Origin of the sequence: Pseudomonas sp. UBA6699 (assembly GCF_002454615.1) — a bacterium.
Taxonomy (GTDB): Bacteria; Pseudomonadota; Gammaproteobacteria; order Pseudomonadales; family Pseudomonadaceae; genus Aquipseudomonas; species Aquipseudomonas juntendi.
Genome location: NZ_DKJF01000075.1, coordinates 37,886 through 59,354 on the forward strand (window position 1 = coordinate 37,886; position 21,469 = coordinate 59,354).

The following is a 21,469-nucleotide window of genomic DNA, read 5'->3' on the forward strand; positions in this document are numbered from 1 at the left end:
GCATCTGGAATTCTACGTTAGCACATGAGAGCGCTTGACGTAATCAAAAAGTCGATGTTACATTTGCGTTGTGGTTGACTGATGTGCCTTTATGTAGCACATCATGGGCTTCAAAACGGTGGTTCAGATGAAATGTCAGAACGCCAGAAACAAAAAGGCCGGTCAAGGTACGAACTTGACCGGCCTTCGGAAAAAGACGTCTGAACAGGCTCCAGATGTCTCTCGCGCTTTGTGGAAAAAGCTTGTGGATGGTAGCCCTAATGGGGTCCTTTCGCAAGGGAGCGAGTTCTGTGTTTGAGCCATCTCAGAGGAGGACATTCCATGTCCCAGCTTGAGATGTTCGAAAAGCCCGATGGGGAAGGCGAGGTTATCTACCGGATGACCATCACCACCAAGTCGGGGAAGGTGATTCGACGTGCTAACGGGCAGCCGTTCCGTATCGTGATTCGCCCGAAAGCGACCAGTTGATAATCGCTTAAACAGAGCCCAGGACACATTTTTGTGTCCTGAAGGCCACTCGCTCCTTATATGAAAGGGTCAAGAAATGTCTAGATGCACAGCACCGATACGCGGACATAGTTCAGCGGCAGCGGCGGCAGCCTGCCCTGCATGCCGCTACCGCACCAGCTCTCGCTCCTACTCCACATCGTTTGGTAGCAGTGGGAGCAGCTATAGCGGCTACAGCTCCAGTAGTGGGGCTACCAGGTCGGGCGGGACGGCAAGGCCACGCTGGTCCAAAGCTGGTTCGTCCGTGTCATACACATTGGGTCAAGTGCAATCACTTCAACCAATTCGCCAGACCGTTGAGACGCGAGCAGCGGCACAACCAGACCTGCGTGATGTATTTCTCTGCCACGCGTGGGACGATCGGCAGGGGGCGGCGAAAGAGCTGCACGAGCTACTCGTAGCGGCCGGTGTCAAAGTTTGGTTCAGCGAGAAAGATTTGGGCCTTGGCGTTCCGATGATGCGTGCCATCGACAAAGGTCTAGCAAATTCACGCATTGGACTTGTGCTGGTAACCCCCGCGCTGCTGGCTCGCCTCCCCAAAGAAAGCGTCGCCGACAAAGAGCTATCGACACTTTTGGCGGGTAACCAATTGGTTCCTATCGTGCACAATACTACATACGACGCTCTTCGCAATGTCAGCCCATTACTTGCCTCTCGAAGCGGTCTGGATACCTCCGAAGACTCAATGGCGGTGATAGCAGAAAAAATCGCCGAGTTAGTAGCGATATAACTTCAACTATCAAACGGTTTAGTTATTCTGCTATTTTTGTGAAAAAATAATCCTCTGCTCTATCTAGAGGGTGGCCAGGAAAATTTTGTAACAGCCAATGATCATATAAGTTGGTCTTGCGCTCAGGTGGCTTGGGGGTTTTCGGCTTAAGCCACTCTAGAGTCCACATTTGTCCTTTGGTCGGGAGGCGATACTTGAGCTGCGACTTAACGTATAGACCTGATCGCTTAATAATTTACCGGGCTTGTCATGACCTGAAGAGGTTAGGCGCTGGGGTGGAATAACTAGACTAGCGACTAAGGATAGCGATTGAATCAGTGTCAGATTGATTTTGCAAAGCCGCAGGGCGGGGCCGTGGTGCACAAAATCTCGGTGGACGAACCCAGCGAGCGCGCGCGCGCAGAACTTCATGTACATATGAACGGCGCAATCCCGCTTTCGACTATTAAGGAGATTCTTGCAGACGAGTTGACAGAGCTACCGCCTAGTTTCTCCATTGAGCGAGATATGTCTCGGCGCACGCCATGTCAGTCGTTGGCGTCATACCTGACGCCTTGGCAGGTGTTGCGACTCTTCCCCAAAAAACGCGAGAACCTAGACCGTCTCTGCTGGGCAGTCTTTTCGAGGCTTGCGCAAAATAACGTTCGCCTGGTAGAACTCCGAAGCAGCGTTTTGTACCTTGCAACTCTGCAACAATGCTCGCCTGCCCAAGCGCTGGAGCGTCTTATAGAATCCTACAGAGCTGCATCAAATCGCTTCGGCATGCGTTTCGGTTTGATTCTAACGGTGACGCGCGGAGATTACAGTTCGGTTAGTTTGTCTACACTTCTTAAAGCCTACCAAGATCTCGGTGAACCGAGTGATGTAGTGGGGCTTGATCTGGCGGGTGACGAGGAAATTTCTTATCCAGCCGAGCTACCATCGCTATTCCGGAAGGCGAAGGATCGATTCGGGCTTGGGGTGACCATCCATGCGGGTGAAACTGGTCGGGTGGAAAATGTTCGGGCAGCCATGGAACTTTTTGATGCAGACCGTATTGGGCATGGAACGGCGGCAAGTAAAGATCCTCACCTGCTTGATATTTTGGCAAAGCAGGATATCTGCATTGAAGTATGTCCGATCAGTAACAGACTAACAGGAGCTGTTCCTGTTGATGAAGCCCATCCTCTATTGGATTTCAAGCGTCATGAAGTTCCTTTTGTAATTTGCTCTGACAATCCAGAAATTCATCAGCAAGGACTAGCAGATGATCATGCGATGGCAATGACTGAGGGGCTCTCGGCAAATGATATTTACGAGCAATTCGACGTCGCCAAGCGATACTCATTTATAGAGGGTCTAGATTGAAAATCCGATTCATGTCTGGGAATCAGCATAAGGTCCAAGAGGTGCAGAGAATTCTTGCTCCTGTTGGCGTGGAAGTGGTGTCGGTTTCTCGTAAAATAGAAGAGCTCCAGACCGAGGATGTCCACAGCTTGGTGCGGGATAAGTTGACAAAGGCATTTGAGGCTATCGGTCGCCCACTATTCGTCGAGCATACCGGGCTTTACCTGAGCGGGCTCAACGGGCTTCCTGCAGGCTTGACCCAGATATTCTGGGACAAGCTTGAGGCAGATCGATTCGTAAAGCTGGTAGCGGGTCTTGAAGATGCCGCAGTGACCGCAAAAACGGTGCTCGGCTATTGCGATGGACGCGAGATTCGTCTATTTGAAGGCGCCATAGACGGAACAGTGCCTCTTGTGCCGGCCGGCCCAACGGACTTTCAATGGGACTGTGTTTTCGTCCCAAACGGTTATACCCAAACTTTTGCTGAGATGGGATCGGGCAAAGATGAGATTTCCATGCGTCGAAAAGCTCTTGATCAATTCGCAGACTATCTCAAAACTTGTGAGGGTATGAAATGAACGCTGAGTTGCTGCGTGCACATCGCACCGGAAAACTAATGCTTTTTGTAGGCGCGGGGGTCTCTGCAAATCTAAGCTTGCCTACTTGGAGCGAGCTTATCGCACGGATCGCTCAGGACCTGGGCTATGACCCAAAGATATTTTCTACCTATGGAACAGCACTTGCGCTTGCTGAGTACTACAAGAGGAAGAAGGGTACCCTTGGGCCGCTTCGGAGCTGGATGGACCGTGAGTGGCACAAACCTACTACGGATATCTCCACATCTGAAATACATCGGCTAATTACCCAAGGACGATTTTCGAGAATTTACACAACTAACTATGATCGTTGGTTGGAAATGGCTCACGATAGGTTTGAGGTACCGTACGATAAGATTGCAAACGTTGCCGATCTTGTATCTGCCACTGAGGGGCGTCGTCAAATAGTGAAGTTTCATGGCGACTTCGATGACGAGACATCAATCGTTCTTGACGAAACCAGTTATTTTCAGCGATTGAACTATGATTCTCCGTTAGATATAAAACTCAGTAATGATGTTTTGGGGAGTTCTGTTCTTTTTATCGGGTACAGCATTTCAGATATCAATATACGTCTGCTTTTTTATAGGCTGACAGAAATGTGGGGACGCTCGGTACTGCCGTCCGCTAGGCCAAAGTCTTACGTTTTTACGAATCGACCAAACCCCGTAGCGCAGGAGGTATTGGGGCAGTGGGGAATTGAGATGATTGTTTCGGAAGAGGACGATCCAAAGAAAGCACTTACTGATTTTCTTCAAGATCTTGTGATGTAAGAGTTTCACTTGGGTACGATCTAGGGTGTTAAAACTTATCTCATATGGCTGCGTAGGGCTCGCGTTTGGCGGTTTGGGTTTGAGAGCCACCATTCGCGATAGGCAACAGTAGCGCCGAGATGGAAAGCTCCTAATTTTCGACACTAATTAGTCGGATGATCAATTTCTTTGGCTAAAAATGGTACGCAGCCGTTTTGGGTTGGTGCGCCCAGCGGAGATGCGCGATTTGCAGTTACATCGCTATAGCCGTATCTGTAGGCGAGTTAGGTTGAGTGGTGAAAATTGATGAGTAGGGGTTTTCTTTCTTTTATGGCCGATACTGCGGCTTATAGAGATTCGGAGAAAAAATGGGTCGTCAACCTCCAGCGATTTGATCGATACTGGTATGACCTTGTAGTAAATCCTCACGAGGTAGCGGAATATTTCGATAGTAGGCAGTTAATCATAGATTATCTAAAGCGTGTCAAGCAAGAGGTTGAGGATGTACTAGAAAAGCGATTTGTGTATTTTATTTGCTCCCGGGAGCGCGTTCGCTTTAATACTAAAAAATCACCACGTTATAATCCGCTTACTCGCTCTGTTAAATTGCACTTGTTGATAGGTAAAGATAAGATAAAAAGAGCTGTTCATTGCAGATTTTTTGATGTGCAGCGACAAAGGTTTTGCAAGCCTAAGATAGAGCTCTGTGAGAAGTATATTACCGTCACTGACACGCAAGGTAACCTGTACACCCGTTCGATCCATGACTTCCTTGAGGACGCTAATATTTTTCTTGGCTTGGATAGCCGGGTTGAGTACGTCGGTTACACTAAAAATCCCGAATCCCGACCTACAAATGGCGAGCACACGGGGCTCAATCATACGCTTCACAGGTTAGCAGACGATAGCCGGGACTCGCTTATCTACTTCAATCTCTTTAAGGTCATCACCCGGGCAAGCAACGAGAATTTCATGCTCGACTTCGCCATGGCAAATGCCATGACTGACGAGGTCAACGTGGACTTAGAAGGTAAAATAATCGAAAAGTGCTTTATTTTATATTTCGATGCAGCGGGCCAGGATAGAAACAAGAAAAATGAGTTGGCAGAACTCGCGAAGAACCTGCGAAGACTTTCCGAAGAGCGAAAGATAAATAGAATTTTCGTGCACTACGAGTTCGAGAATTTGACCGAATACGGAGTATTTTCCTCGTCAGAGATTAGCAAAAATATTCGGCATGTATTTACGGTTAAAGTTACCGATGCTGGGGTTGAAATAGAGGATGAGAGGGGGCAGGTTCGAGTCTTTTCTTAACTATAGCCTAAGGTTTTATGCTGGAAGAGTTCTCGGCGATGCCTGCGCCCGTGGGAGGCTCGCTGGCATACTTACCGACCATTTTAGGTAGATTGCTGCGGATCATTAATGTCTGGGTCACAGCACATTCAGATTTTGAAAGTCCATGGCATTTCTAGGCGCCGAGCGAGTAGCCTAATAGTAAGTAGATAGTAATAGCGTGTCGTTTCGTCGCGGCCGTTAAGACAATGTTCAAGAAACCAAGCCAAGTGCTTCCGTTGCCAGGCCCAAGGTGTTTTCCGCTGCCAGCGCTTTGCGATTTCCGCCTGGATGAGCGTCGCCTGCCGCAAATGGCGTTGCCGCGTCGCATGCGATCCGCTCAGCACACCAGCCAAGAACAACTCCATATCGAAGGGCTTGCTCATGCCTGCCCTCCAATGTAGGCCGCGACCACATCGATCCGACCGTGCCCCAGCTCGTAGCTGATCTGTGTCCGAGCTTCACTATCAAGGCTCCGATCAACCCGGACACATTGGCCGCCGTTGATAGGTGCGAGGTGCTGGGTGATTTGCTCGTAGCGCTCACATGCATACGCCGCTCGTAGCTCATGGAAGCCTTTCAGGTTGTGTGCATGCAGGATGTCCCGCGCAGGGCGGATGATGTCTTGCAGAAGGCATAGGTAGCTTTGGTGTGGCGCTATCAGGTTGCGGCTACCAACTGGCGAAACCTGCTGTGCAAACCCAAGCGCCTCGCGAACATGGTCGTCCACCGCAATCCAACGGGGAGCCGTTGCCCCGGCACGGCCGCCTTTGGTGCCATCCTGAATGTTAATCCTGCCTAGCTCTTTCGCCTCACGGTTCAGCCGTGGCAGGTCGGCTAGGATGGCCTCACGCAAGCGCATGCCGATGGCTCGCGCCAATAGAACGATCGCGGCAGCGCGTGGGTGATGATGGCGGCAAAGTGCATCGACGATCTGCGTAACCTGCTTGCGGTCCTGGCCTTGTGGCACAGACTTGCGAACCCCGGTGCGCTGCATACCCAGCGCCTTACTTGGGCTGGGCAATTTCACGTACTGATCACCGCGAAGCGCTGCCATGGTTCTGTTAACGCTGGATAGCCGGTTTTGTGCAGTGCTGACGGCGAGATCACCGCGCTTAACAATGTCGTGCAGATACGCCGCGTAGTCGGCCAATACCTTTCGATCAATCTGCCGCGCATCATTGATACCGGGCCCCTGTTCGGAGCGGCACCACTTTACGAATGCCAACCACCGGTCACAGTGCGCTTTGACCGTTCCGTAATGGCCACCGCCGAACATGTCTTTCAGTGCCTGCGGCCCTGCATAGCTCAGTTGCCTGCCGTAGCCGAAATTGCGGCCGTCGCGCCTACCCACCAATGCCATGTCGGTCACCTCATCGTTCGCTCTCCGATCCTCGCCCCACGTCATCCCGCCAAGAATGTTGAGTGTTATCAGGGATCAAGGCCCCTGCGACCTGTGGGGATGTCCTCTAACGCGGGACTGGCGGCTCCTTACGTCCGGGAGCAAGGGCATCTCATGATCTGGCCTCCTGAACACCGTTACCGGTGGGCGGGTGGAGGCAGCACTGGCTGACGAGACCAGCGCCTGAAGATCCTGAGCCATGTGCAAGCAGCAATGCGATGACCGGGGCATACCTGACTGTCAGTCAGGTGCAGTCCATTCCTTTGGTCTGCGGCACCATCATCTACAGCGCTGTTGCTGGTGACATCGCGTTTGTCACGCCGATTGTCACGAGGGGGAATGCCGCAAAGCCTTGTGCGATCAGGGCTGCAGCAGTGGTAGAAGTGCCCGTCTCTTTCCAGAAGAAAGAGACGGGCACAGGTTGGCGCAATATTCGGCCAAGCGGATAGGTTGCTGCAGGGCAGCGAGGTACGGTGTATCTGGCGCACGAGCGCTATATGTGTAAGAGCATCCATCACATGGGTAGTGACCGGGCGAGCTGCCGGATGCGAATCGCCCTTGGGGAGAACCACCGCAGGAGCGGCGTGACCTTGAAGGCTCGGGTCACCTGGGGTGCTGTCATCGACAGCGCTTGCAACTCCCGGTCTACGCCTGTGGACAATATTCGTCAAGCAAAGCGATTTCAGGGATTTAGCGCCTGTGGATAAAACTATCCCCCGGTGGACATCAGTGGTTTTCCACAGACGCACTCTGTGCCAGCAGTTTTTTTCTTAGGTATGGTCCTTTCAAGCGGGGCGGCTTTGCAGCCCCGTTTGAAAGGACCCGCGCGGAGGAGCTTCATGCGGTGCTGTGGGTAACTTTACTGCGAGTTGAGGTGGTGGTGCGGCGGATTACTCGGTCCTTTTGGCACTGCGAAGCCGCGTGACGTTCTTGCCCGTCTGCTTGGCAAACTCATGCGGCGTCACATGGTCCTCGCGGTTCGCCTCTAGAAACCGGCTCCACCAGGTCATGATCATCCGGCGCTCTTCGAGGAACTCGGCCTTGTGGGTATAAGCGGCCCGTACGTTATTGCGTTCCTTGTGACTCATCTGCCGCTCGATGGCCGTCTCCGACCACAGCCCGGATTCGACAAGCGCACTGCACGCCATGGCTCGGAACCCGTGGCCGCAGATATCCACCTTGGTGTCGTAGCCCATCGTCCTGAGCGCAGCATTCACCGTGTTCTCGGACATCGGTTTCCACGGTTTGGCATCCCCCGCGAACACCAGGTCGAACTTGCCGGTGATCGTGTGGATCTGCTCAAGCAAGGCCACAGCCTGTGGCGATAAGGGTACAACGTGGATGTCACCGGCCATCTTCGTACCCCTTGTGGAGAAGGGCACTCCGTCCAGCGCCGGGCGGGTGTCGGGGATCTCCCAGATTCCGCGCTTGAGGTCGAACTCGTTCCAGCGGGCGAAGCGCAGTTCGCTGGATCGTACGAACACGTGCAGCGATAGCATTACCGTGAGGCGCGTGAGCGGGCGACCTTTGTAGTCCTCGATGCATGCCAGTAGCTCTGGCAGCCGCGATAAGGGTAGTGCGGGTCTGTGAGTTACCCGTGGTGTCTTGATCGAGCCATCGAGGTCGTGAGCTGGGTTCGCTGTGATCAGCCGCAGCCGTTTGGCTTCACGCATGATGCTTTGCAGGTAGTTCTTGATCCTGAGCGCCACGTCGATGGTGCCGCGCTTCGTCACGGCTTCCAGTGGCTGCATGAGGTCGTGGGTGTCCAACTCAACGATTGCTCTGGCACCGAGCAAAGGGAATACGTGAGTCTTCAAACGGCTGAGCACTGTCTTGGCGTGGCCGGGCGCCCACTTGGGCACCATGCTCGCGTGCCAGTCGAGCGCAACGCTTTCGAAGGTGCGGCCATTGATCACGGCCTGGGTCTTGGCTTGTTGCTTGGACTGGATCGGGTCTATGCCGTTTGCGAGCTGCTGCTTGATGTCGAAGCGCTTGCGGCGTGCGTCGCCCAGCCCGACCACCGGGTAGCTGCCGAGGGCGGTCAGGCCTTCGCGGCCATCGGGTTTCACGTACCTGAGCCGCCAGCCTTTGCGGCCGTTGGGTTGCACAAGCAGGTAAAGACCGTCGCCGTCGAAGAGCTTGTACTCGCGCTCTCTGGGCTTTGCCGTGCGACAGGCGGTGTCTGTAAGCGGGGCAGTGGTGCGGGCCATAAGGGTAGTCTCCGATATCGAAACGGACCTCTATCCTTAAAACTACCCTTATTAGCGCTGGCTACCCTCGGAATCCGACGGAACGCCAAAACGAAAAAACCCGCCAGAAGGCGGGTTTTTCGGGGGTTCCAGAGATTTTGAAAGCTTTCTATGGAACCTTGAATGGTGCCGGCACCAGGAATCGAACCCGGGACCTACTGATTACAAGTCAGTTGCTCTACCATCTGAGCTATACCGGCAATGGGGCGTCATTATAGCGATCGGTTGGCGCCTGTAAACCACTTCGTTGCGATTGTTCGTAAAAGAGCTAAGTCACCGACCTAAAAGAAGAAATTTCTTACCAGCCGCGGTGCAGGGTGGTGACGCTTGGCTCGCTTTTACCTGGGTTGAAAAACAGCTTGTCGTTGTCGCAGCCGCGCTTGCGGCAGGGGCTTTCGGTGCGCATGGGCAGGCCGTTGTCACCGCCCAGCTGCATGCCGGGGTGGTTCCAGCCCAGGTTGTCGCTGGGGTGCGACGCTGGGTGTTGGGAGCAGGCCGTCAGGGCCAGGGCGAAGCTGAGCAGGGCGAGGGGTTTGGTTAGTGGCATGGGGTGGGTCCAATGTCGAATCTGGCGCAATGCCAGAAGATCGCAGGGCCGCTGGGCAGCGCGCGATTCACTTTTTAATGATTTGGGGCGCGGATGATACACCGATGAGGGTGGATTTAGCATGGGATTGCCTGGGAGGGCCTCTTCGCGGGTGAACCCGCTCCTACACTTATCGATTAGCCTGCAGGTACGAAAATTCTGAACCTGGGACCTGAAGGCTTCAGGATCTGTAGGCTTCAGACGTATCCTACGCGCGCCGCCGAAGTATCGCTGTTGTCGGGAAAATGGCTCACGGATAACGTTTCCGGGTCGCTCAGGCGACCGGGTGTGAGAACCCTGCTTCGAATAATGCGCTACCCCTTTATGGCGGCCGTACGTGGGCAGACTTCGGTCTGGCCGGGCTTCCTTATTCGACCGGTTTCTCACCCCGCGTACGGCTGCCACCTGAAATCCGTGAGAAAGATTTTTGGCAGTCCCTTTTCCTCGAATAAGGTTTTGCCATGAAGAAAGAAATTACTGACCCCATCACCACCGCAGGCGTAGAAACCTTCCTCCCCGCCGGCAACCCCTCCCTCAATCTGCTCCGCGTCGAGCCCGGTATCCCGGTCGATGCCGCCTATGAGCATGTCTCCATCCTGATGGGCTACATCAAGCACTTGGTCCGTGAGGGCGATATGGAAGACGACCATAAATTCCTGGGTGCTGCCGATTACCTGTGCGACATGGCCAAGGCGCTGATGAACGATATCGAGATCGCCAAGAACAAGGCGCACTAGGACCCCGCAAACGCTCCCTGTGCTAACCACAAGAAATGTTTATGCACAAGTGGCATTCGCAGCTTTAGCGAAAGCCATGCCGCATCGCAACACCGCCTGTCTTTGCGCAAATGCCTGTTTTTGCTGGGCTGCAGGTGCGCGGCGGAATAAGCCAAGCGGTTGAAATAGCGCTTGGCTCCAACAGGTAATCACAAGCTTGTTCACAGAGTTATCCACAGGTTGTGCTGCGGCTAACGGTCGCGTTCAGCAAGGATCAACAGGTTGCGTGGGGTCAGTGGATAGTCGCAGAAAAGCCCCAGCCGCACGTCGAAACCCTGCTCTTTCAGGAAGAGGGCGCGATCGAGCACCAGCCACAGCTCTAAGGGCCGGCGGAACAGGTTACGCACCCGCTCCAGGTTGCGTACCTCGGCCAGGCGTTGCCAGCCTGCGGCTTCCAGCGCTACCCAATCAGGGTTGCCGCTTAGCGGCAGGTTTTTGAGCTGCGCCAGGTCACGGCAGTAGTGCTCGAAGGGCTTCTCCAGCCAGGCCACTGGCAGGGAAGGTGTGGGCAGGTATTCGTCATGTTGCCGCTGCTGGCGTTGCAGCAAGTCGAAACCGAGGCGGCGGGCCATGGAGGCGTCGCGCTGGCGCCGCACGCGGGCGCCGGCTGTCACGGTTTCGCTCAGGGGCAGGCCAAGGTCGTCCAGCGACAGTTGCAGGCGGGAGGCTTGCGCGGCTGTGGATAACGCCTGGTACTGCTGCTGCGCGATCCGGTTGTAGCAGCACGGCGCCACGGCCAGTTGTAGGCAACCTTGCTGGCTGGCCAGCTGCAACAGGCGTACATGCAGGTCGCCACAGGCGTGCAGGGCAACCACGCTTTTTGCACCGTCAAGGTGACGGGCGCTGTCGCCGGCCATCACGTCCTGGTGTACGTGTACGGCTGGCAGGTGATGGTGCGCACTCAGGGCTTGGCCAGCGGCGACCAGTTCGGCATCGTATTCCAGGCAGGTCAGTTGCTGGCCGGGTTGCAGCAGGCGGCGGCCGAGGTGGCCTTTGCCCGAGCACCAGTCCAGCCAGTGGCGGGGCTGGTTGCGGAAGGCCAGGTGGCTGGCGAAGGCTTCGATCTGCTGCCACTTGCGGCCGGGAACCGCTACGTCCAAGCGGTGGGCGGCGGGGCGCAGGTCGGTTGCCGGGAGGTTGCCCAGGGCGGATAGCTGTTCGGCTTGCCGGGCCAGTTGCGGGAACGGGGCCGGCAACACATCGGCAGCGTCGGGGTGTTCTGCATCTGCCAGGGAGGACTTGCGCAAGTGGGCGGCGAGCTCGGGGTGGGTGGTTTCCCAGTCCAGTTGCAGGGTGGTGAAGGGGCGCGGTTTCCACAGCTGTTGGTGCTCGATCAGGAACTGGTCGAGGGCCTGGAAGCGGGTGCTTAGCTGGTCGCTGTGGAGGTAGTTGGCCATGGGTAGATGTGTGTAGGTTTTAAGGGCCTCTTCGCGGGCACGCCCGCACACAAGTACAGCGCCGGCCTTGAATATGGCGCTATACCTTGTGGGAGCGGGCGTGCCCGCGAAGCAGTCGGTGAGCGATCAACGGCCCTGGCTGGCATCCACGCGCAGCCAGCGCTCCAGCAGCTTGAAGCCCTGCACCAACAAGAACGAGATCGCCAGGTAGAACACCCCGGCCGCGAAGAATATCTCCACTGGCAGGTAGGTGCGCGCGATGATGGTGCGGGCCATGCCGGTCAGTTCCAGCAGGGTCACGGTACTGGCCAGGGCACTGGCCTTGAGCATCAGGATCACTTCGTTGCTGTACGCCGGCAGGCCGATGCGCGCAGCGCGCGGCAGCATGATGTAGAACAGCGTTTTGCCCCGCGACATGCCCAGCGCCCGTGCGGCCTCGATCTCGCCCTTGGGTATCGATTGCAGGGCGCCACGCAGGATCTCGGCAATATAGGCCGCCGTGTGCAGGGTCATGGTCAGCACCGTGCACCAGAACGGATCGCGCAGGTACGGCCACAGCGCGCTGGAGCGCACGGCATCGAACTGCGCCAGGCCGTAGTACACCAGGAACAGCTGCACCAGCAGCGGCGTGCCACGGAAGAAGAAGATATAGCTGAACGGCACGGCGCGCACATACCAGCGGCGCGAGGAACGGGCGATGCCTAGGGGGATGGCCAGGATCAACCCGGCAACCACCGCAATGGCCACCAGCTCCAGGGTCAGCACGGCGCCTTCAGCCAGGCGTGGCAGCCATTTGAAGATGACTTCCCAGTTCATTATTCGGCCCTCGCAAAGCCGCGAGCGGCGCGTTTTTCCAGGAAGTACATGCCGGTCATGGCGATGATCGTCAAGCTCAGGTAGATGCAGGCCGCGACCATGTAGAAGGTGAACGGTGCCTTGGTCACGGTCACGCCGATTTGCGCGTGGCGCATGATTTCTTCCAGGCCGATCACCGACACCAGGGCGGTGTCTTTCATCAGGATCATGAACAGGTTGCCCAGGCCGGGCAGGGCGATGCGCCACATTTGCGGCAAAATGATCCGCGACAGGATGCGGCCTTTGGACAGGCCCAGCGCCAGGCCGGCTTCACGGTGGCCCTTGGGGATCGCCAGGATCGCCCCGCGGAACACTTCGGTGGCGTAGGCGCCGAAGCACAGGCCCAGGGCAATCACCCCCGCAGCGAAAGCGCTGAGCTCAAGGCCCGGCATATTCAGGGCTTCGCCGAGGGTGTTCATCAGCCCGACGGTGCCGAAATAGATAAGCAGTACCCACAGCAGCTCGGGCACGCCGCGCACCAGGGTCGAGTAGAAACCGCCAAGCCATTGCAGCGGCTTGATCGAAGAGGTCTTGGCCAGGGCGCCAAGCAGGCCCAAAACCAGGCCCAGCAGCAAGGCGCATAGCGCCAGTTTTACGGTCATCAGGGTGCCAGCCATCATGGCCGGACCGAATCCGTGCAGGTCGATATTCATGGGCAGGTCATTCTAGGGACTTGCGCGCCGCAGGGGCGCGCAGGTCAGGGCGGATCATTCGATGCTGAACGGGAAGTACTTGTCGTTGATCTTCTTGTACGTGCCGTCGGCCTTGATTTCTGCCAGGGCCTTGTTCAGGTTGTCGCGCAGCTGGGTGTCACCCTTGCGCACGGCAATGCCGATCTTGTCGCTGTCCATCACCGGCTCGCCCTTGAACTCGAAGTTGGAGCCGTCTTTGCTTTTCAGCCACTCGTACTGCACGTACTTGTCGGCCAGGATGCCGTCGATGCGGCCGGACACCAGGTCCAGGTAGGCGTTTTCCTGGGTGTCGTAGAGTTTGACGTCTACGCCCGGGTAGTTGTCTTCAAGGTAGGTGCCGGCCAGGGTGGCGCGCTGGGTGCCGATGACCTTGCCCTTGAGCGAGGCCTTGTCGGTCTTGAAGTCGACGTTCTTCGGTGCGATGAACTGCAGCTTGTTGGAGTAGTACGGGTCGGTGAAGTCGACAGCCTGCTTGCGCTCGTCGGTAATCGACAACGACGACACCAGGAAGTCGAACTTCTTGGCGTTGAGGGCCGGAATGATACCGTCCCAGTCGGAGGTCACGACCGAGCACTCGACCTTCATCTTGGCGCACAGGGCGTCGCCGATGTCCTTGTCGAAGCCGATCACATTACCGCTGGCATCCTTGTTGTTGAACGGTGGGTAGGCGGCTTCGATACCCATGCGCAGTTTTTCTGCGGCCATGGCGTTCGCCGACATCACCAGCGTGGCAGCAGCTGCCAGGAGAAACTTCTTGTAGGTGTGCATGTATTGCTCCGTTAGCGGTGGCTGGACATGAATTGCTTGCAACGCGCCGAGGTCGGGTTTTCGAAGACCTGTTGCGGCGATCCCTGCTCTTCTACCAGGCCTTGGTGCAGGAAGACGACTTCACTGGACACATGGCGGGCGAAGCTCATCTCGTGCGTCACCAGCAGCATGGTACGGCCTTCTTCGGCCAGTGCGCGGATAACGTTAAGCACTTCCTGGACCATTTCCGGATCGAGCGCCGAGGTTGGCTCGTCGAACAGGATGACCTTGGGCTTCATGGCCAGGGTACGGGCAATGGCGGCGCGCTGTTGCTGGCCACCGGAAAGCTGGGCGGGGTAGCAGTGGCGTTTGTCGTAGATGCCAACCTTGTTCAGCAGCGCTTCGGCGGCTTCTACAGCCTCGGCCTTGCTTTGGCCGAGTACACGGCGTGGCGCCTCGATGATGTTGTCGAGGATCGACATGTGCGGCCACAGGTTGAAGTTCTGGAAGACAAAGCCGATTTCGCTGCGCAGGCGGTTGATCTGGCGGTTGTCGGCGGCGATCAGGTCGCCGTTTTTGGCGGACTTGAGCTTGAGGCTTTCGCCAGCGACCAGGATTTCGCCCTGGTGCGGGTTTTCGAGCAGGTTGATGCAGCGCAGCAGGGTGGACTTGCCGGAGCCTGACGACCCCAGGATGGAGATCACGTCACCGTCGCGAGCGGTCAGCGAAATACCCTTGAGAATTTCCTGCTCGCCGTAGCGTTTGTGCAGATTGCGGATTTCCAGCGCGGGCGTGGCCTGAGCCATGTGCGGTCCTCATGTGTACGGGTGCGTTCCCAGCTGTTGGCGGCCTTCCTGGCGTGCGCCAAGCTAGCATAGCGGCATTATGACGGCCAACAGGGTCGCCGGGGACTGTGGGCGCTGGTGGGGCAGTTTGTCGCATCGCTACAGCGTAACGTCGCGCAGATGTCTGCGAAGGTGTCGCCCAGCACCAGTGCCTTGATGAAAAAAGGCGCGATGGTGCCAGCTTTGGCCAGCTCATGGAAGCGGTTTTAGACCATTCGCCGGTAAACCCGACGTTCCAGGTTGCGCGCCACTCGCAGCTGCGGGTTTGACCGCGAAGGCCTGTCCGGCGTTTCTGGTTGTACCTGGCGGTTGCACTTTTTTGCATTGCAGCGGTGCACGGGTGTTACCGAGGGGCACCTTTGGTGCGTTTGTAAGTGGGTATTTCAGTAATCTGCCTTATTAGCGGCCTTTCGGTCACTTCCTGGCCGAATGCCCTCCAAACCACGCCGTGCAAGGCCCTGCGAGCATTCTGACGAATGCATTGCGCACCTGGCGCGCTTATTGCCAGCAGGAAACCGCCGATTGCAGCGACGCCTAGTCCAACCCCAGGCGCGCTCCGTAACCGCAGTCGCAGTGGTCCACTCCTTACAAAGGTAGTTTCAATGAGCGGTAACAATTCCAATGACCTCGCTCAGGGGCTCAAACAACGGCATGTGACCATGCTGTCCATCGCTGGCGTCATCGGTGCCGGCCTGTTCGTAGGCTCTGGGCACGCCATCGCGGCCGCCGGCCCGGCCGTGCTGCTGGCCTATGCCGCCGCCGGTACGCTGGTGGTGCTGGTGATGCGCATGCTGGGTGAATTGGCGGTCGCCTCGCCTGACACCGGTTCGTTCTCTACTTATGCCGACCGTGCCATCGGGCGCTGGGCCGGCTTCACCATTGGCTGGCTGTACTGGTGGTTCTGGGTGCTGGTAATCCCGCTTGAGGCCAACGCCGCTGCGGCCATTCTGCATGCCTGGTTCCCGGCCGTAGACCTGTGGGCCTTCTCCCTGGTCATCACCCTGGCGCTGACCCTGACCAACCTGTGCAGCGTAAAGAACTACGGTGAGTTCGAGTTCTGGTTCGCCCTGTTGAAAGTGCTGGCCATCATCGGCTTCATTGCTGTGGGTTGCGCGGCCATGTTCGGCTTTGTGCCCAATAGCCAGGTCAGCGGTGCCAGCCACCTGTTCGACACCCAGGGCTTCATGCCGAACGGCCTGGGTGCTGTGCTGGCGGCCATGCTCACCACCATGTTCTCGTTCATGGGTACGGAAATCGTCACTATCGCCGCTGCCGAATCGAAAGACCCGGGCAAGCAGATCAGCCGCGCGACCAATTCGGTGATCTGGCGTATCTGCCTGTTCTACCTGGTTTCGATCTCCCTGGTGGTGGCTCTGGTGCCGTGGAACGACCCGGCGCTTGCCGAAACCGGTTCCTACCAGACCGTGCTCAGCCGCATCGGCGTGCCGAATGCCAAGTTGATCGTCGACATCGTGGTGCTGGTTGCGGTGACCAGTTGCCTGAACTCGGCGCTGTACACCTCTTCGCGCATGCTGTTCTCGCTGAGCAAGCGCGGTGATGCCCCGGCTGTTGCCCAGCGGACCACCAAGGCCGCTACGCCGCATGTGGCGGTATTGCTGTCCACGGCTGCAGCGTTCCTGTGCGTGTTCGCCAACTTCGTGGCCCCGGCCCAGGTGTTCGAGTTCCTGCTGGCAAGTTCGGGTGCGATTGCGCTGCTGGTGTACTTGGTGATTGCCGTGTCGCAACTGCGCATGCGCGCACAGCGTGAGGCCCGTGGTGAGAAGATCACCTTCAAGATGTGGCTGTTCCCGGGCCTGACCTGGGCGACCATTGCCTTCATCGTGGCGATTCTGGTGGTGATGGCCCTGCGCGAGGACCACCGTGCCGAGATTATCGCAACGGCGCTGCTGAGCATTGGTGTGGTGGCGGCTGGCTTGCTGGTGCACCGCAAGCGTGAAGCTGCCGGGCGGGTGGCGCTGGATAACTGATCCACGCTGGCTGCACTGAAAAGGCCGCGTCCTGAGAGGGGGTGCGGCCTTTTTTGTTGCCTGGGCCGGCCCTTTCGCGGGCATGCCCGCTCCCACATGGGCGGCGTTGCCCTCGGGCTTGGCTTGACCTGTGGGAGCGGGCGAGCCCGCGAAGAGGCCGGTACAGGCTGCATGGCCCTGTCAGCCAAACTGTTTTTGCTGCTGCTTGGCCACCAGCTCGGAGGCCGCTACATAGGCCGCCTGGAACTCATCGCTCTCCAGCCAGGCCATGGTCGCCTCTTCATCGGCGCCGTCGAGCCACGCGCGGTAGGCGGTGAACACCAGTACGATATAGTCGGTGGCGTGTTCTTCCTTGTGCCCTTTGAGAACCAGCGCCAGAAGCGGGTCTACCAGGAATACCGAAATCATCGGCACCAGGCCGCCGCTCTCCTGTGCTTCCTTCATCTTGGTGAACATGGCGTCGTAGCTGCCCGACTCCATCGCCTTGTTGTACACCTGCTCGACGCTGGCGCTGTCACCGGCACTGGCCTTGACCGCCTGCCCGCTGCGTACCATGCGGTTCTGCTTGGCCTTGCTGGCGGCACGCTTGGCGCGTTTTTGTTGCTTGGTAGGGGTGGCCATGAGGCTTGAATCCTTGGGTGTGTCTGGAAAGTGCGCGTATTGAAGCGCAGTTGCCTAGGAAACCCAAGCACCGGAGAGCGAAGAGGCCCCCGCGGCTGAGAAATGCCAGACAACAAAAAACCCGCACTAGGCGGGTTTCTTGTTGTCGCTTCGGGTAACTTTGCAACCACCAGAAGCTTGAAGGTGGTGCCCAGAGACGGAGTCGAACCGCCGACACGAGGATTTTCAATCCTCTGCTCTACCGACTGAGCTATCTGGGCGACGAGGTGAATTAAATAGATTTTCTCCCGGGCCGTCAACGACTTTTTCAAAAAATTTTAAATTAATTCCGTCGCTTACGGTTCGTGGGGTCATTCCGAGGGTGGCACGTAGCCTTCCGCCTGGGCGTATTCCTCACCGGCGAAAAACTTGTCCATTTCAGCCTGGAGGAATTTGCGGTCCTCGGCGTTCATCATGTTCAGGCGCTTCTCGTTGATCAGCATGGTCTGGTGCTTCTGCCAGTCGGCCCAGGCTTTCTGCGAGATGTGTTCGAAGATGTCCTGGCCCTTGGCGCCGGGGTAGGGCGGGCGTTCCAGGCCTGGCAGTTCTTCTTGGTATTTGCGGCACATCACGGTGCGGGTCATCAGGCATCTCCTGCAATCAGTTCGTCGGCCGCGCGCTTAAGCAGTTTTTTCACCGGGGCGGCAAGGCCCAGGCGCGGCGGGGTGGCGAGGTTATACCAGAGCCAGTCAGCCTCGGCCACGTGCTCGCCAAGCGGCGCGACACGCACCAGCCAGGGCTCGATCGCCAGCTGGAAGTGGCTGAAGGTGTGGGTCAGGCCATCCATGGCCTGGCTGCCGGCCAGGCGCAAACCGTGCTGGTAGGCCAGGTCGTCGAGTTGGGCGATGTCGTCCAGCTCTGGCAGGCTCCACAAGCCACCCCACAGGCCGCTGGACGGGCGCCGATAAAGCAGAATGGCGCCCTCGTGGTTGGCCAGCAGTGGCATCAGCGTGCGGCGCTGTGGCAGCGCCTTGCGCGGTTTGGGTTCGGGGTAGCGGGTTTCTTCACCGTGCAGGTGGGCTTCGCAGCCACGTTGCAGCGGGCAGATCAGGCAACTGGGCTTGCTGCGCGTGCACAGCGTGGCACCCATGTCCATCATGGCCTGGGTGTAGTGGTTGGCGCGCTGCTGCGGGGTAAAACGCTCGGCCGTGGCCCACAGCTGGTTGGCCACCTTCGGTTCGCCCGGGTAGCCGCCCTGGGCGGTGAAGCGGGCCAGCACGCGCTTGACGTTGCCGTCGAGGATCGGCGCGCGGATGCCCATGCTGATGCTGGCGATGGCACCGGCCGTGGAGCGGCCGATACCGGGCAGCTCGGTGAGCTGCTCGACACTGCGTGGGAACTCGCCACCATGTCGCGCCACGACGATCTTCGCGGCTTTTTGCAGGTTGCGGGCGCGGGTGTAGTAACCCAGCCCGGTCCACAGGTGCAGCACTTCGTCTTCGGGCGCTTCGGCCAGCGCCTGCACGGTCGGCAGCGCCTGCATGAAGCGGTCGAAGTAGTTCAGTACGGTGCTGACCTGGGTTTGCTGCAACATGATTTCCGACACCCACACCCGGTACGGGGTTATGCCCTGTTGCCAGGGCAGGTCGTGGCGGCCGTGTTCGTCGTACCAGTTCAGCACAGCGCTGGAGAACTGCTCGGGGGTCATCGCTTGAACAGCCCCTTGAGCGCGTCTTTCAATTCCGGGCTCACTTTGTCTCCGAGTTTTTCATCGAGTTTTTCGTCGATCTTGTCTTTCAGGCGGTCACCGGCCAGCTTGGCTGCGACCTTGCCCAGGCCGTTCTGGTCCAGGCGGCAGGCCTTGGCGCCCAGCTCCAGCGGGCCGCGGCAATGCAGCGGTACTTCAACCCCCACATAGCGCTCGTTGACCTGGCAGGCCGGGTCCGGCATGGCACGCTGGTCGCCTTCTACGATCACGCCGATGTTGTAGTCCATACCCAGTACACGCAGGTCGAGGTCGCCATGGCCGTTCACGGTCAGGCCCGGGATGCGTGCCTTGAGGTCCGGGTTGCTGGCAACGCCATTGCGCACCACCAGGCTGCCACGCAGTTCCTGGAACGGGGTGTCCTTGCCGCGTGGCTCGCCGGTGAGGGTTTTGCGGTTGAGGGTGGCGATGGCCTGGCACAGTTGCTGCTCAAGGTTGGCATTGACCAGCACACCGTCGTTGATGGTGAAGTTTGCACTGCCATTGAGCGTGTCCACCAGTGCCTTCTGGCTGTTGCCGGTGGCGGTCAGATCACTGGTCAGGGTCAGCAGGCCCTTGACCGGTGGCGCCTGCTCCTTGCCGTCGGCCTTGATGAAGTGCTCCACCGGCACCCGTTGGATGCGGGTGCTGACCCCCAGCTGTGGCACGGCAGGGCGCACATCGACCGTGCCCTTGGCGTCGAAGGTGCCGTTATACAGGCCGCCGCGCAGGGTTTGCAGGGTCAACAGGCCGCCCTGGCCGCTGGCCTTGAGCTGGGCGTCGACGATCGGCAGTTTGTCCAGGGTCAGCGAGCCAAAGGCCAGCTCGGCCTGCAGGTCCAGCGTACGCAGGCGGTCGACCGGCAGCAGCTTGTCATCGCTCCAGGCTACCTGGGTCGGTGCGTTGGGCAGCGGTGTGGTGCCGGCACCGGCAACCGCGCTGGCTTCCTGTTGCTTGACCTCGGCCTGGCGCGCCGCCGTGGCGCCTTTGGCTTGTTCGCTCTTGGCTGGCAGGTAGCGGTCGGCGTCGAAGCTGTCGCCTTTCAGCTGCAGGCGCAGGGCTTGCCTGGCGAAGTCTTCGATGGCGACGCGGCCGCTGAACGTGCTGTCGTCCAGCTTCACCGCCAGGTCATCCAGGCTCAGGCTGCTGGGTGTGCCTTGCAGGCGGGTCACCAGCTCCAGCTTGCCGAAGGCTGCCGGGTCGTTGGTTGCCGGCAGCGGGTGGCCGATGCCGTCCAGGAAGGTGCGCAGGTCGAACTGGGCAATGGACAGGCCGCCGCTCAACTGGGGGGTCTTGTCCAGGTCGCGCAGGTTCAGTTCACCCAGGGCGCGCAGTTGGTTGGCCGAGACTTTCAGGCCGTTCCAGGAGGCGACATTGGCGGCCATGTCGACCAGCAGCTGGCCTTGGGCAACTAAGGCCACCGTTTTGCCGCCGGTCGGTTCACCCGAAGTTTCGCCCGACAGGCGCATGTCCTCGAAGTTGTAGCGCTTGAGCTTGCGGTCGAAACGCAGCTCGCCGGCCAGCTCGGTGCGGGCTTTGATATTCGGCTGGTTGGCACTGACAAAAGCACTGGCCTTGAGTGGGATGTTCGCGCCTTCATGCACGGGGCCGGTGCTCAGCTGGATGCTTTCAGCGCTGTAGCTCTGGCCGGTCTTGGCGTCGGTGTACTGCACCCGGGCGTTGTTGACGGTCAGGCTGTCGATGTCCAGCTTGACAGGGCGTTCGTTGCCGTCGGCGGCCGCGGGTTTCTGCTCGGAGGGGGCCTGGGCCGGCGCGTCGGTGGCAGTGCCAGGCTGCGCAGGCAGCGGTTTGCCAATGTCTTCCCAGTTGCCATGGCCTTGTTCGTCACGGGCCAGGGTCAGGTTCAGGCCCTCGACGCGCACGTCGCTCATTTGCACCTCGCGGCGCAGCAGCGGCAGTACCCGTACCGACAAGCCGAGCATTTGCAGGTCGGCGAACGGCTCTTTGGGTTTGGCCAGGGTGGCGATGCTGGCCTCGTGCAGCTCCAGGCCCAGCCATGGGAACAGGCTCCAGCCGATATCACCGTTGAGGGTCAGTTCGACATGTGCCTTGTCGCGCGCCAGTTGGCGAATCTCGTCTTTATAGTCGTTGGGATCGAATAGGTGGGTCAGGGCGAAGCCCAGCGCCACGATGATCAGCAGCAACCCGAGAAGCCCCAGTCCCAGGATTTTGCCGAACGCTTTCATGGGCGAATCCTTGTAGTCCGATTTTGAAATTCAAGCGGCTGAGTATAGCGCCGCCATGGATATCCCTGCGTATTCGACCAGAGATGCAGGATATTTCCTACGCTTTTAGTCGGTAGTACGGCTTTAAAAGGGGGACAT

Annotated in this window: 21 protein-coding genes and 2 tRNA genes; 8 read left to right on the forward strand and 15 right to left on the reverse strand. The window is 58.3% G+C overall.

Annotation, left to right across the window (positions count from 1 at the left end; all coding sequences use genetic code 11):
- Window positions 1–321: 321 nt before the first annotated feature.
- The 6 genes from B3361_RS13960 (at window position 322) to B3361_RS13985 (ending at window position 5,225) form a co-directional block, all read left to right on the forward strand.
- Window positions 322–468, forward strand: a complete 147-nt coding sequence (locus B3361_RS13960; protein ID WP_177323902.1) for a hypothetical protein — start codon at window positions 322–324, stop codon at window positions 466–468.
- A 283-nt stretch (window positions 469–751) separates the two neighbouring features.
- Window positions 752–1,237 carry a toll/interleukin-1 receptor domain-containing protein gene (locus B3361_RS13965; protein ID WP_247722006.1) on the forward strand — a complete coding sequence of 162 codons (486 nt, stop codon included), beginning with the start codon at window positions 752–754 and terminating at the stop codon, window positions 1,235–1,237.
- 309 nt (window positions 1,238–1,546) lie between these two features.
- Entirely contained in the window at window positions 1,547–2,584 is a 1,038-nt protein-coding gene (locus tag B3361_RS13970) for an adenosine deaminase (RefSeq protein ID WP_182336453.1), read from the forward strand.
- Entirely contained in the window at window positions 2,581–3,141 is a 561-nt protein-coding gene (locus B3361_RS13975; protein WP_182336455.1) for a non-canonical purine NTP pyrophosphatase, read from the forward strand. Before B3361_RS13970 ends, B3361_RS13975 begins: the two co-directional genes overlap by 4 nt.
- Window positions 3,138–3,932 (forward strand): SIR2 family protein, encoded by a 795-nt coding sequence (locus tag B3361_RS13980; RefSeq protein ID WP_182336457.1) that lies wholly within the window; start codon window positions 3,138–3,140, stop codon window positions 3,930–3,932. The genes B3361_RS13975 and B3361_RS13980 overlap by 4 nt, the downstream gene beginning before the upstream one ends.
- A 285-nt stretch (window positions 3,933–4,217) precedes the next feature.
- The gene (locus B3361_RS13985; RefSeq protein WP_182336459.1) at window positions 4,218–5,225 is read left to right on the forward strand and encodes a hypothetical protein; all 1,008 of its coding nucleotides are present in this window, start codon (window positions 4,218–4,220) and stop codon (window positions 5,223–5,225) included.
- A gap of 128 nt (window positions 5,226–5,353) precedes the next feature.
- Here the strand turns inward: B3361_RS13985 and B3361_RS13990 are convergent, their stop codons facing one another.
- The 5 genes from B3361_RS13990 to B3361_RS14010 all read right to left on the reverse strand — a co-directional run bounded on the left by B3361_RS13990 (window position 5,354) and on the right by B3361_RS14010 (window position 9,441).
- Complete coding sequence (locus tag B3361_RS13990) at window positions 5,354–5,629, reverse strand: hypothetical protein (protein ID WP_182336461.1); 276 nt, start codon at window positions 5,627–5,629, stop codon at window positions 5,354–5,356.
- The gene (locus B3361_RS13995) at window positions 5,626–6,606 is read right to left on the reverse strand and encodes an integrase domain-containing protein (protein ID WP_182336463.1); all 981 of its coding nucleotides are present in this window, start codon (window positions 6,604–6,606) and stop codon (window positions 5,626–5,628) included. The genes B3361_RS13990 and B3361_RS13995 overlap by 4 nt, the downstream gene beginning before the upstream one ends.
- A gap of 929 nt (window positions 6,607–7,535) precedes the next feature.
- Window positions 7,536–8,855 (reverse strand): tyrosine-type recombinase/integrase, encoded by a 1,320-nt coding sequence (locus B3361_RS14000; protein WP_182336465.1) that lies wholly within the window; start codon window positions 8,853–8,855, stop codon window positions 7,536–7,538.
- Between the two features lie 163 nt (window positions 8,856–9,018).
- Window positions 9,019–9,094, reverse strand: a tRNA-Thr gene (locus B3361_RS14005).
- A 98-nt stretch (window positions 9,095–9,192) separates the two neighbouring features.
- Complete coding sequence (locus B3361_RS14010) at window positions 9,193–9,441, reverse strand: hypothetical protein (protein ID WP_009682865.1); 249 nt, start codon at window positions 9,439–9,441, stop codon at window positions 9,193–9,195.
- A gap of 500 nt (window positions 9,442–9,941) precedes the next feature.
- On the opposite strand from B3361_RS14010, the gene B3361_RS14015 reads away from it, so the two are divergent.
- The gene (locus B3361_RS14015; protein ID WP_029885296.1) at window positions 9,942–10,217 is read left to right on the forward strand and encodes a DUF3077 domain-containing protein; all 276 of its coding nucleotides are present in this window, start codon (window positions 9,942–9,944) and stop codon (window positions 10,215–10,217) included.
- Window positions 10,218–10,447: 230 nt separating this feature from the next.
- Here B3361_RS14015 and B3361_RS14020 read toward each other — a convergent pair whose 3' ends face one another.
- From B3361_RS14020 to B3361_RS14040, 5 genes are all read right to left on the reverse strand, one after another.
- The gene (locus B3361_RS14020) at window positions 10,448–11,653 is read right to left on the reverse strand and encodes a methyltransferase (RefSeq protein ID WP_054905009.1); all 1,206 of its coding nucleotides are present in this window, start codon (window positions 11,651–11,653) and stop codon (window positions 10,448–10,450) included.
- A gap of 126 nt (window positions 11,654–11,779) precedes the next feature.
- Window positions 11,780–12,469: an ABC transporter permease gene (locus B3361_RS14025; RefSeq protein ID WP_054905008.1), complete on the reverse strand. Its 690-nt coding sequence runs from the start codon at window positions 12,467–12,469 to the stop codon at window positions 11,780–11,782.
- Window positions 12,469–13,161: an ABC transporter permease gene (locus B3361_RS14030; protein WP_029887659.1), complete on the reverse strand. Its 693-nt coding sequence runs from the start codon at window positions 13,159–13,161 to the stop codon at window positions 12,469–12,471. The genes B3361_RS14025 and B3361_RS14030 overlap by 1 nt, the downstream gene beginning before the upstream one ends.
- Window positions 13,162–13,215: 54 nt before the next feature.
- Window positions 13,216–13,968, reverse strand: coding sequence for an ABC transporter substrate-binding protein (locus B3361_RS14035; protein ID WP_029887658.1), 753 nt, complete (start codon window positions 13,966–13,968; stop codon window positions 13,216–13,218).
- Window positions 13,969–13,979: 11 nt separating this feature from the next.
- Complete coding sequence (locus B3361_RS14040) at window positions 13,980–14,753, reverse strand: ABC transporter ATP-binding protein (RefSeq protein ID WP_054905007.1); 774 nt, start codon at window positions 14,751–14,753, stop codon at window positions 13,980–13,982.
- Between the two features lie 641 nt (window positions 14,754–15,394).
- On the opposite strand from B3361_RS14040, the gene gabP reads away from it, so the two are divergent.
- Window positions 15,395–16,780, forward strand: a complete 1,386-nt coding sequence (gene gabP / locus B3361_RS14045) for a GABA permease (RefSeq protein WP_286920255.1) — start codon at window positions 15,395–15,397, stop codon at window positions 16,778–16,780.
- 180 nt (window positions 16,781–16,960) lie between these two features.
- On the opposite strand, the gene B3361_RS14050 is transcribed toward gabP, so the two are convergent.
- From B3361_RS14050 to B3361_RS14070, 5 genes are all read right to left on the reverse strand, one after another.
- Window positions 16,961–17,401 carry a hypothetical protein gene (locus tag B3361_RS14050; RefSeq protein WP_009682874.1) on the reverse strand — a complete coding sequence of 147 codons (441 nt, stop codon included), beginning with the start codon at window positions 17,399–17,401 and terminating at the stop codon, window positions 16,961–16,963.
- A 184-nt stretch (window positions 17,402–17,585) separates the two neighbouring features.
- Window positions 17,586–17,661 (reverse strand) — tRNA-Phe (locus B3361_RS14055).
- Between the two features lie 90 nt (window positions 17,662–17,751).
- Window positions 17,752–18,024 (reverse strand): oxidative damage protection protein, encoded by a 273-nt coding sequence (locus tag B3361_RS14060; RefSeq protein WP_009682876.1) that lies wholly within the window; start codon window positions 18,022–18,024, stop codon window positions 17,752–17,754.
- The gene (gene mutY, locus B3361_RS14065; RefSeq protein ID WP_054905005.1) at window positions 18,024–19,088 is read right to left on the reverse strand and encodes an A/G-specific adenine glycosylase; all 1,065 of its coding nucleotides are present in this window, start codon (window positions 19,086–19,088) and stop codon (window positions 18,024–18,026) included. The genes B3361_RS14060 and mutY overlap by 1 nt, the downstream gene beginning before the upstream one ends.
- Complete coding sequence (locus tag B3361_RS14070; RefSeq protein WP_054905004.1) at window positions 19,085–21,331, reverse strand: AsmA family protein; 2,247 nt, start codon at window positions 21,329–21,331, stop codon at window positions 19,085–19,087. Before B3361_RS14070 ends, mutY begins: the two co-directional genes overlap by 4 nt.
- Window positions 21,332–21,469: the final 138 nt, after the last annotated feature.

Coding starts and splice junctions, on each gene's coding strand:
- B3361_RS13960 (WP_177323902.1), top strand. CDS start 322: ATGTCCCAGCTTGAGATGTTCGAAAAGCCCGATGGGGAAGGCGAGGTT.
- B3361_RS13980 (WP_182336457.1), top strand. CDS start 3,138: ATGAACGCTGAGTTGCTGCGTGCACATCGCACCGGAAAACTAATGCTT.
- B3361_RS13985 (WP_182336459.1), top strand. CDS start 4,218: ATGAGTAGGGGTTTTCTTTCTTTTATGGCCGATACTGCGGCTTATAGA.
- B3361_RS13990 (WP_182336461.1), bottom strand. CDS start 5,629: ATGAGCAAGCCCTTCGATATGGAGTTGTTCTTGGCTGGTGTGCTGAGC.
- B3361_RS13995 (WP_182336463.1), bottom strand. CDS start 6,606: ATGGCATTGGTGGGTAGGCGCGACGGCCGCAATTTCGGCTACGGCAGG.
- B3361_RS14000 (WP_182336465.1), bottom strand. CDS start 8,855: ATGGCCCGCACCACTGCCCCGCTTACAGACACCGCCTGTCGCACGGCA.
- B3361_RS14010 (WP_009682865.1), bottom strand. CDS start 9,441: ATGCCACTAACCAAACCCCTCGCCCTGCTCAGCTTCGCCCTGGCCCTG.
- B3361_RS14015 (WP_029885296.1), top strand. CDS start 9,942: ATGAAGAAAGAAATTACTGACCCCATCACCACCGCAGGCGTAGAAACC.
- B3361_RS14020 (WP_054905009.1), bottom strand. CDS start 11,653: ATGGCCAACTACCTCCACAGCGACCAGCTAAGCACCCGCTTCCAGGCC.
- B3361_RS14025 (WP_054905008.1), bottom strand. CDS start 12,469: ATGAACTGGGAAGTCATCTTCAAATGGCTGCCACGCCTGGCTGAAGGC.
- B3361_RS14030 (WP_029887659.1), bottom strand. CDS start 13,161: ATGAATATCGACCTGCACGGATTCGGTCCGGCCATGATGGCTGGCACC.
- B3361_RS14035 (WP_029887658.1), bottom strand. CDS start 13,968: ATGCACACCTACAAGAAGTTTCTCCTGGCAGCTGCTGCCACGCTGGTG.
- B3361_RS14040 (WP_054905007.1), bottom strand. CDS start 14,753: ATGGCTCAGGCCACGCCCGCGCTGGAAATCCGCAATCTGCACAAACGC.
- gabP (WP_286920255.1), top strand. CDS start 15,395: ATGAGCGGTAACAATTCCAATGACCTCGCTCAGGGGCTCAAACAACGG.
- B3361_RS14050 (WP_009682874.1), bottom strand. CDS start 17,401: ATGGCCACCCCTACCAAGCAACAAAAACGCGCCAAGCGTGCCGCCAGC.
- B3361_RS14060 (WP_009682876.1), bottom strand. CDS start 18,024: ATGACCCGCACCGTGATGTGCCGCAAATACCAAGAAGAACTGCCAGGC.
- mutY (WP_054905005.1), bottom strand. CDS start 19,088: ATGACCCCCGAGCAGTTCTCCAGCGCTGTGCTGAACTGGTACGACGAA.
- B3361_RS14070 (WP_054905004.1), bottom strand. CDS start 21,331: ATGAAAGCGTTCGGCAAAATCCTGGGACTGGGGCTTCTCGGGTTGCTG.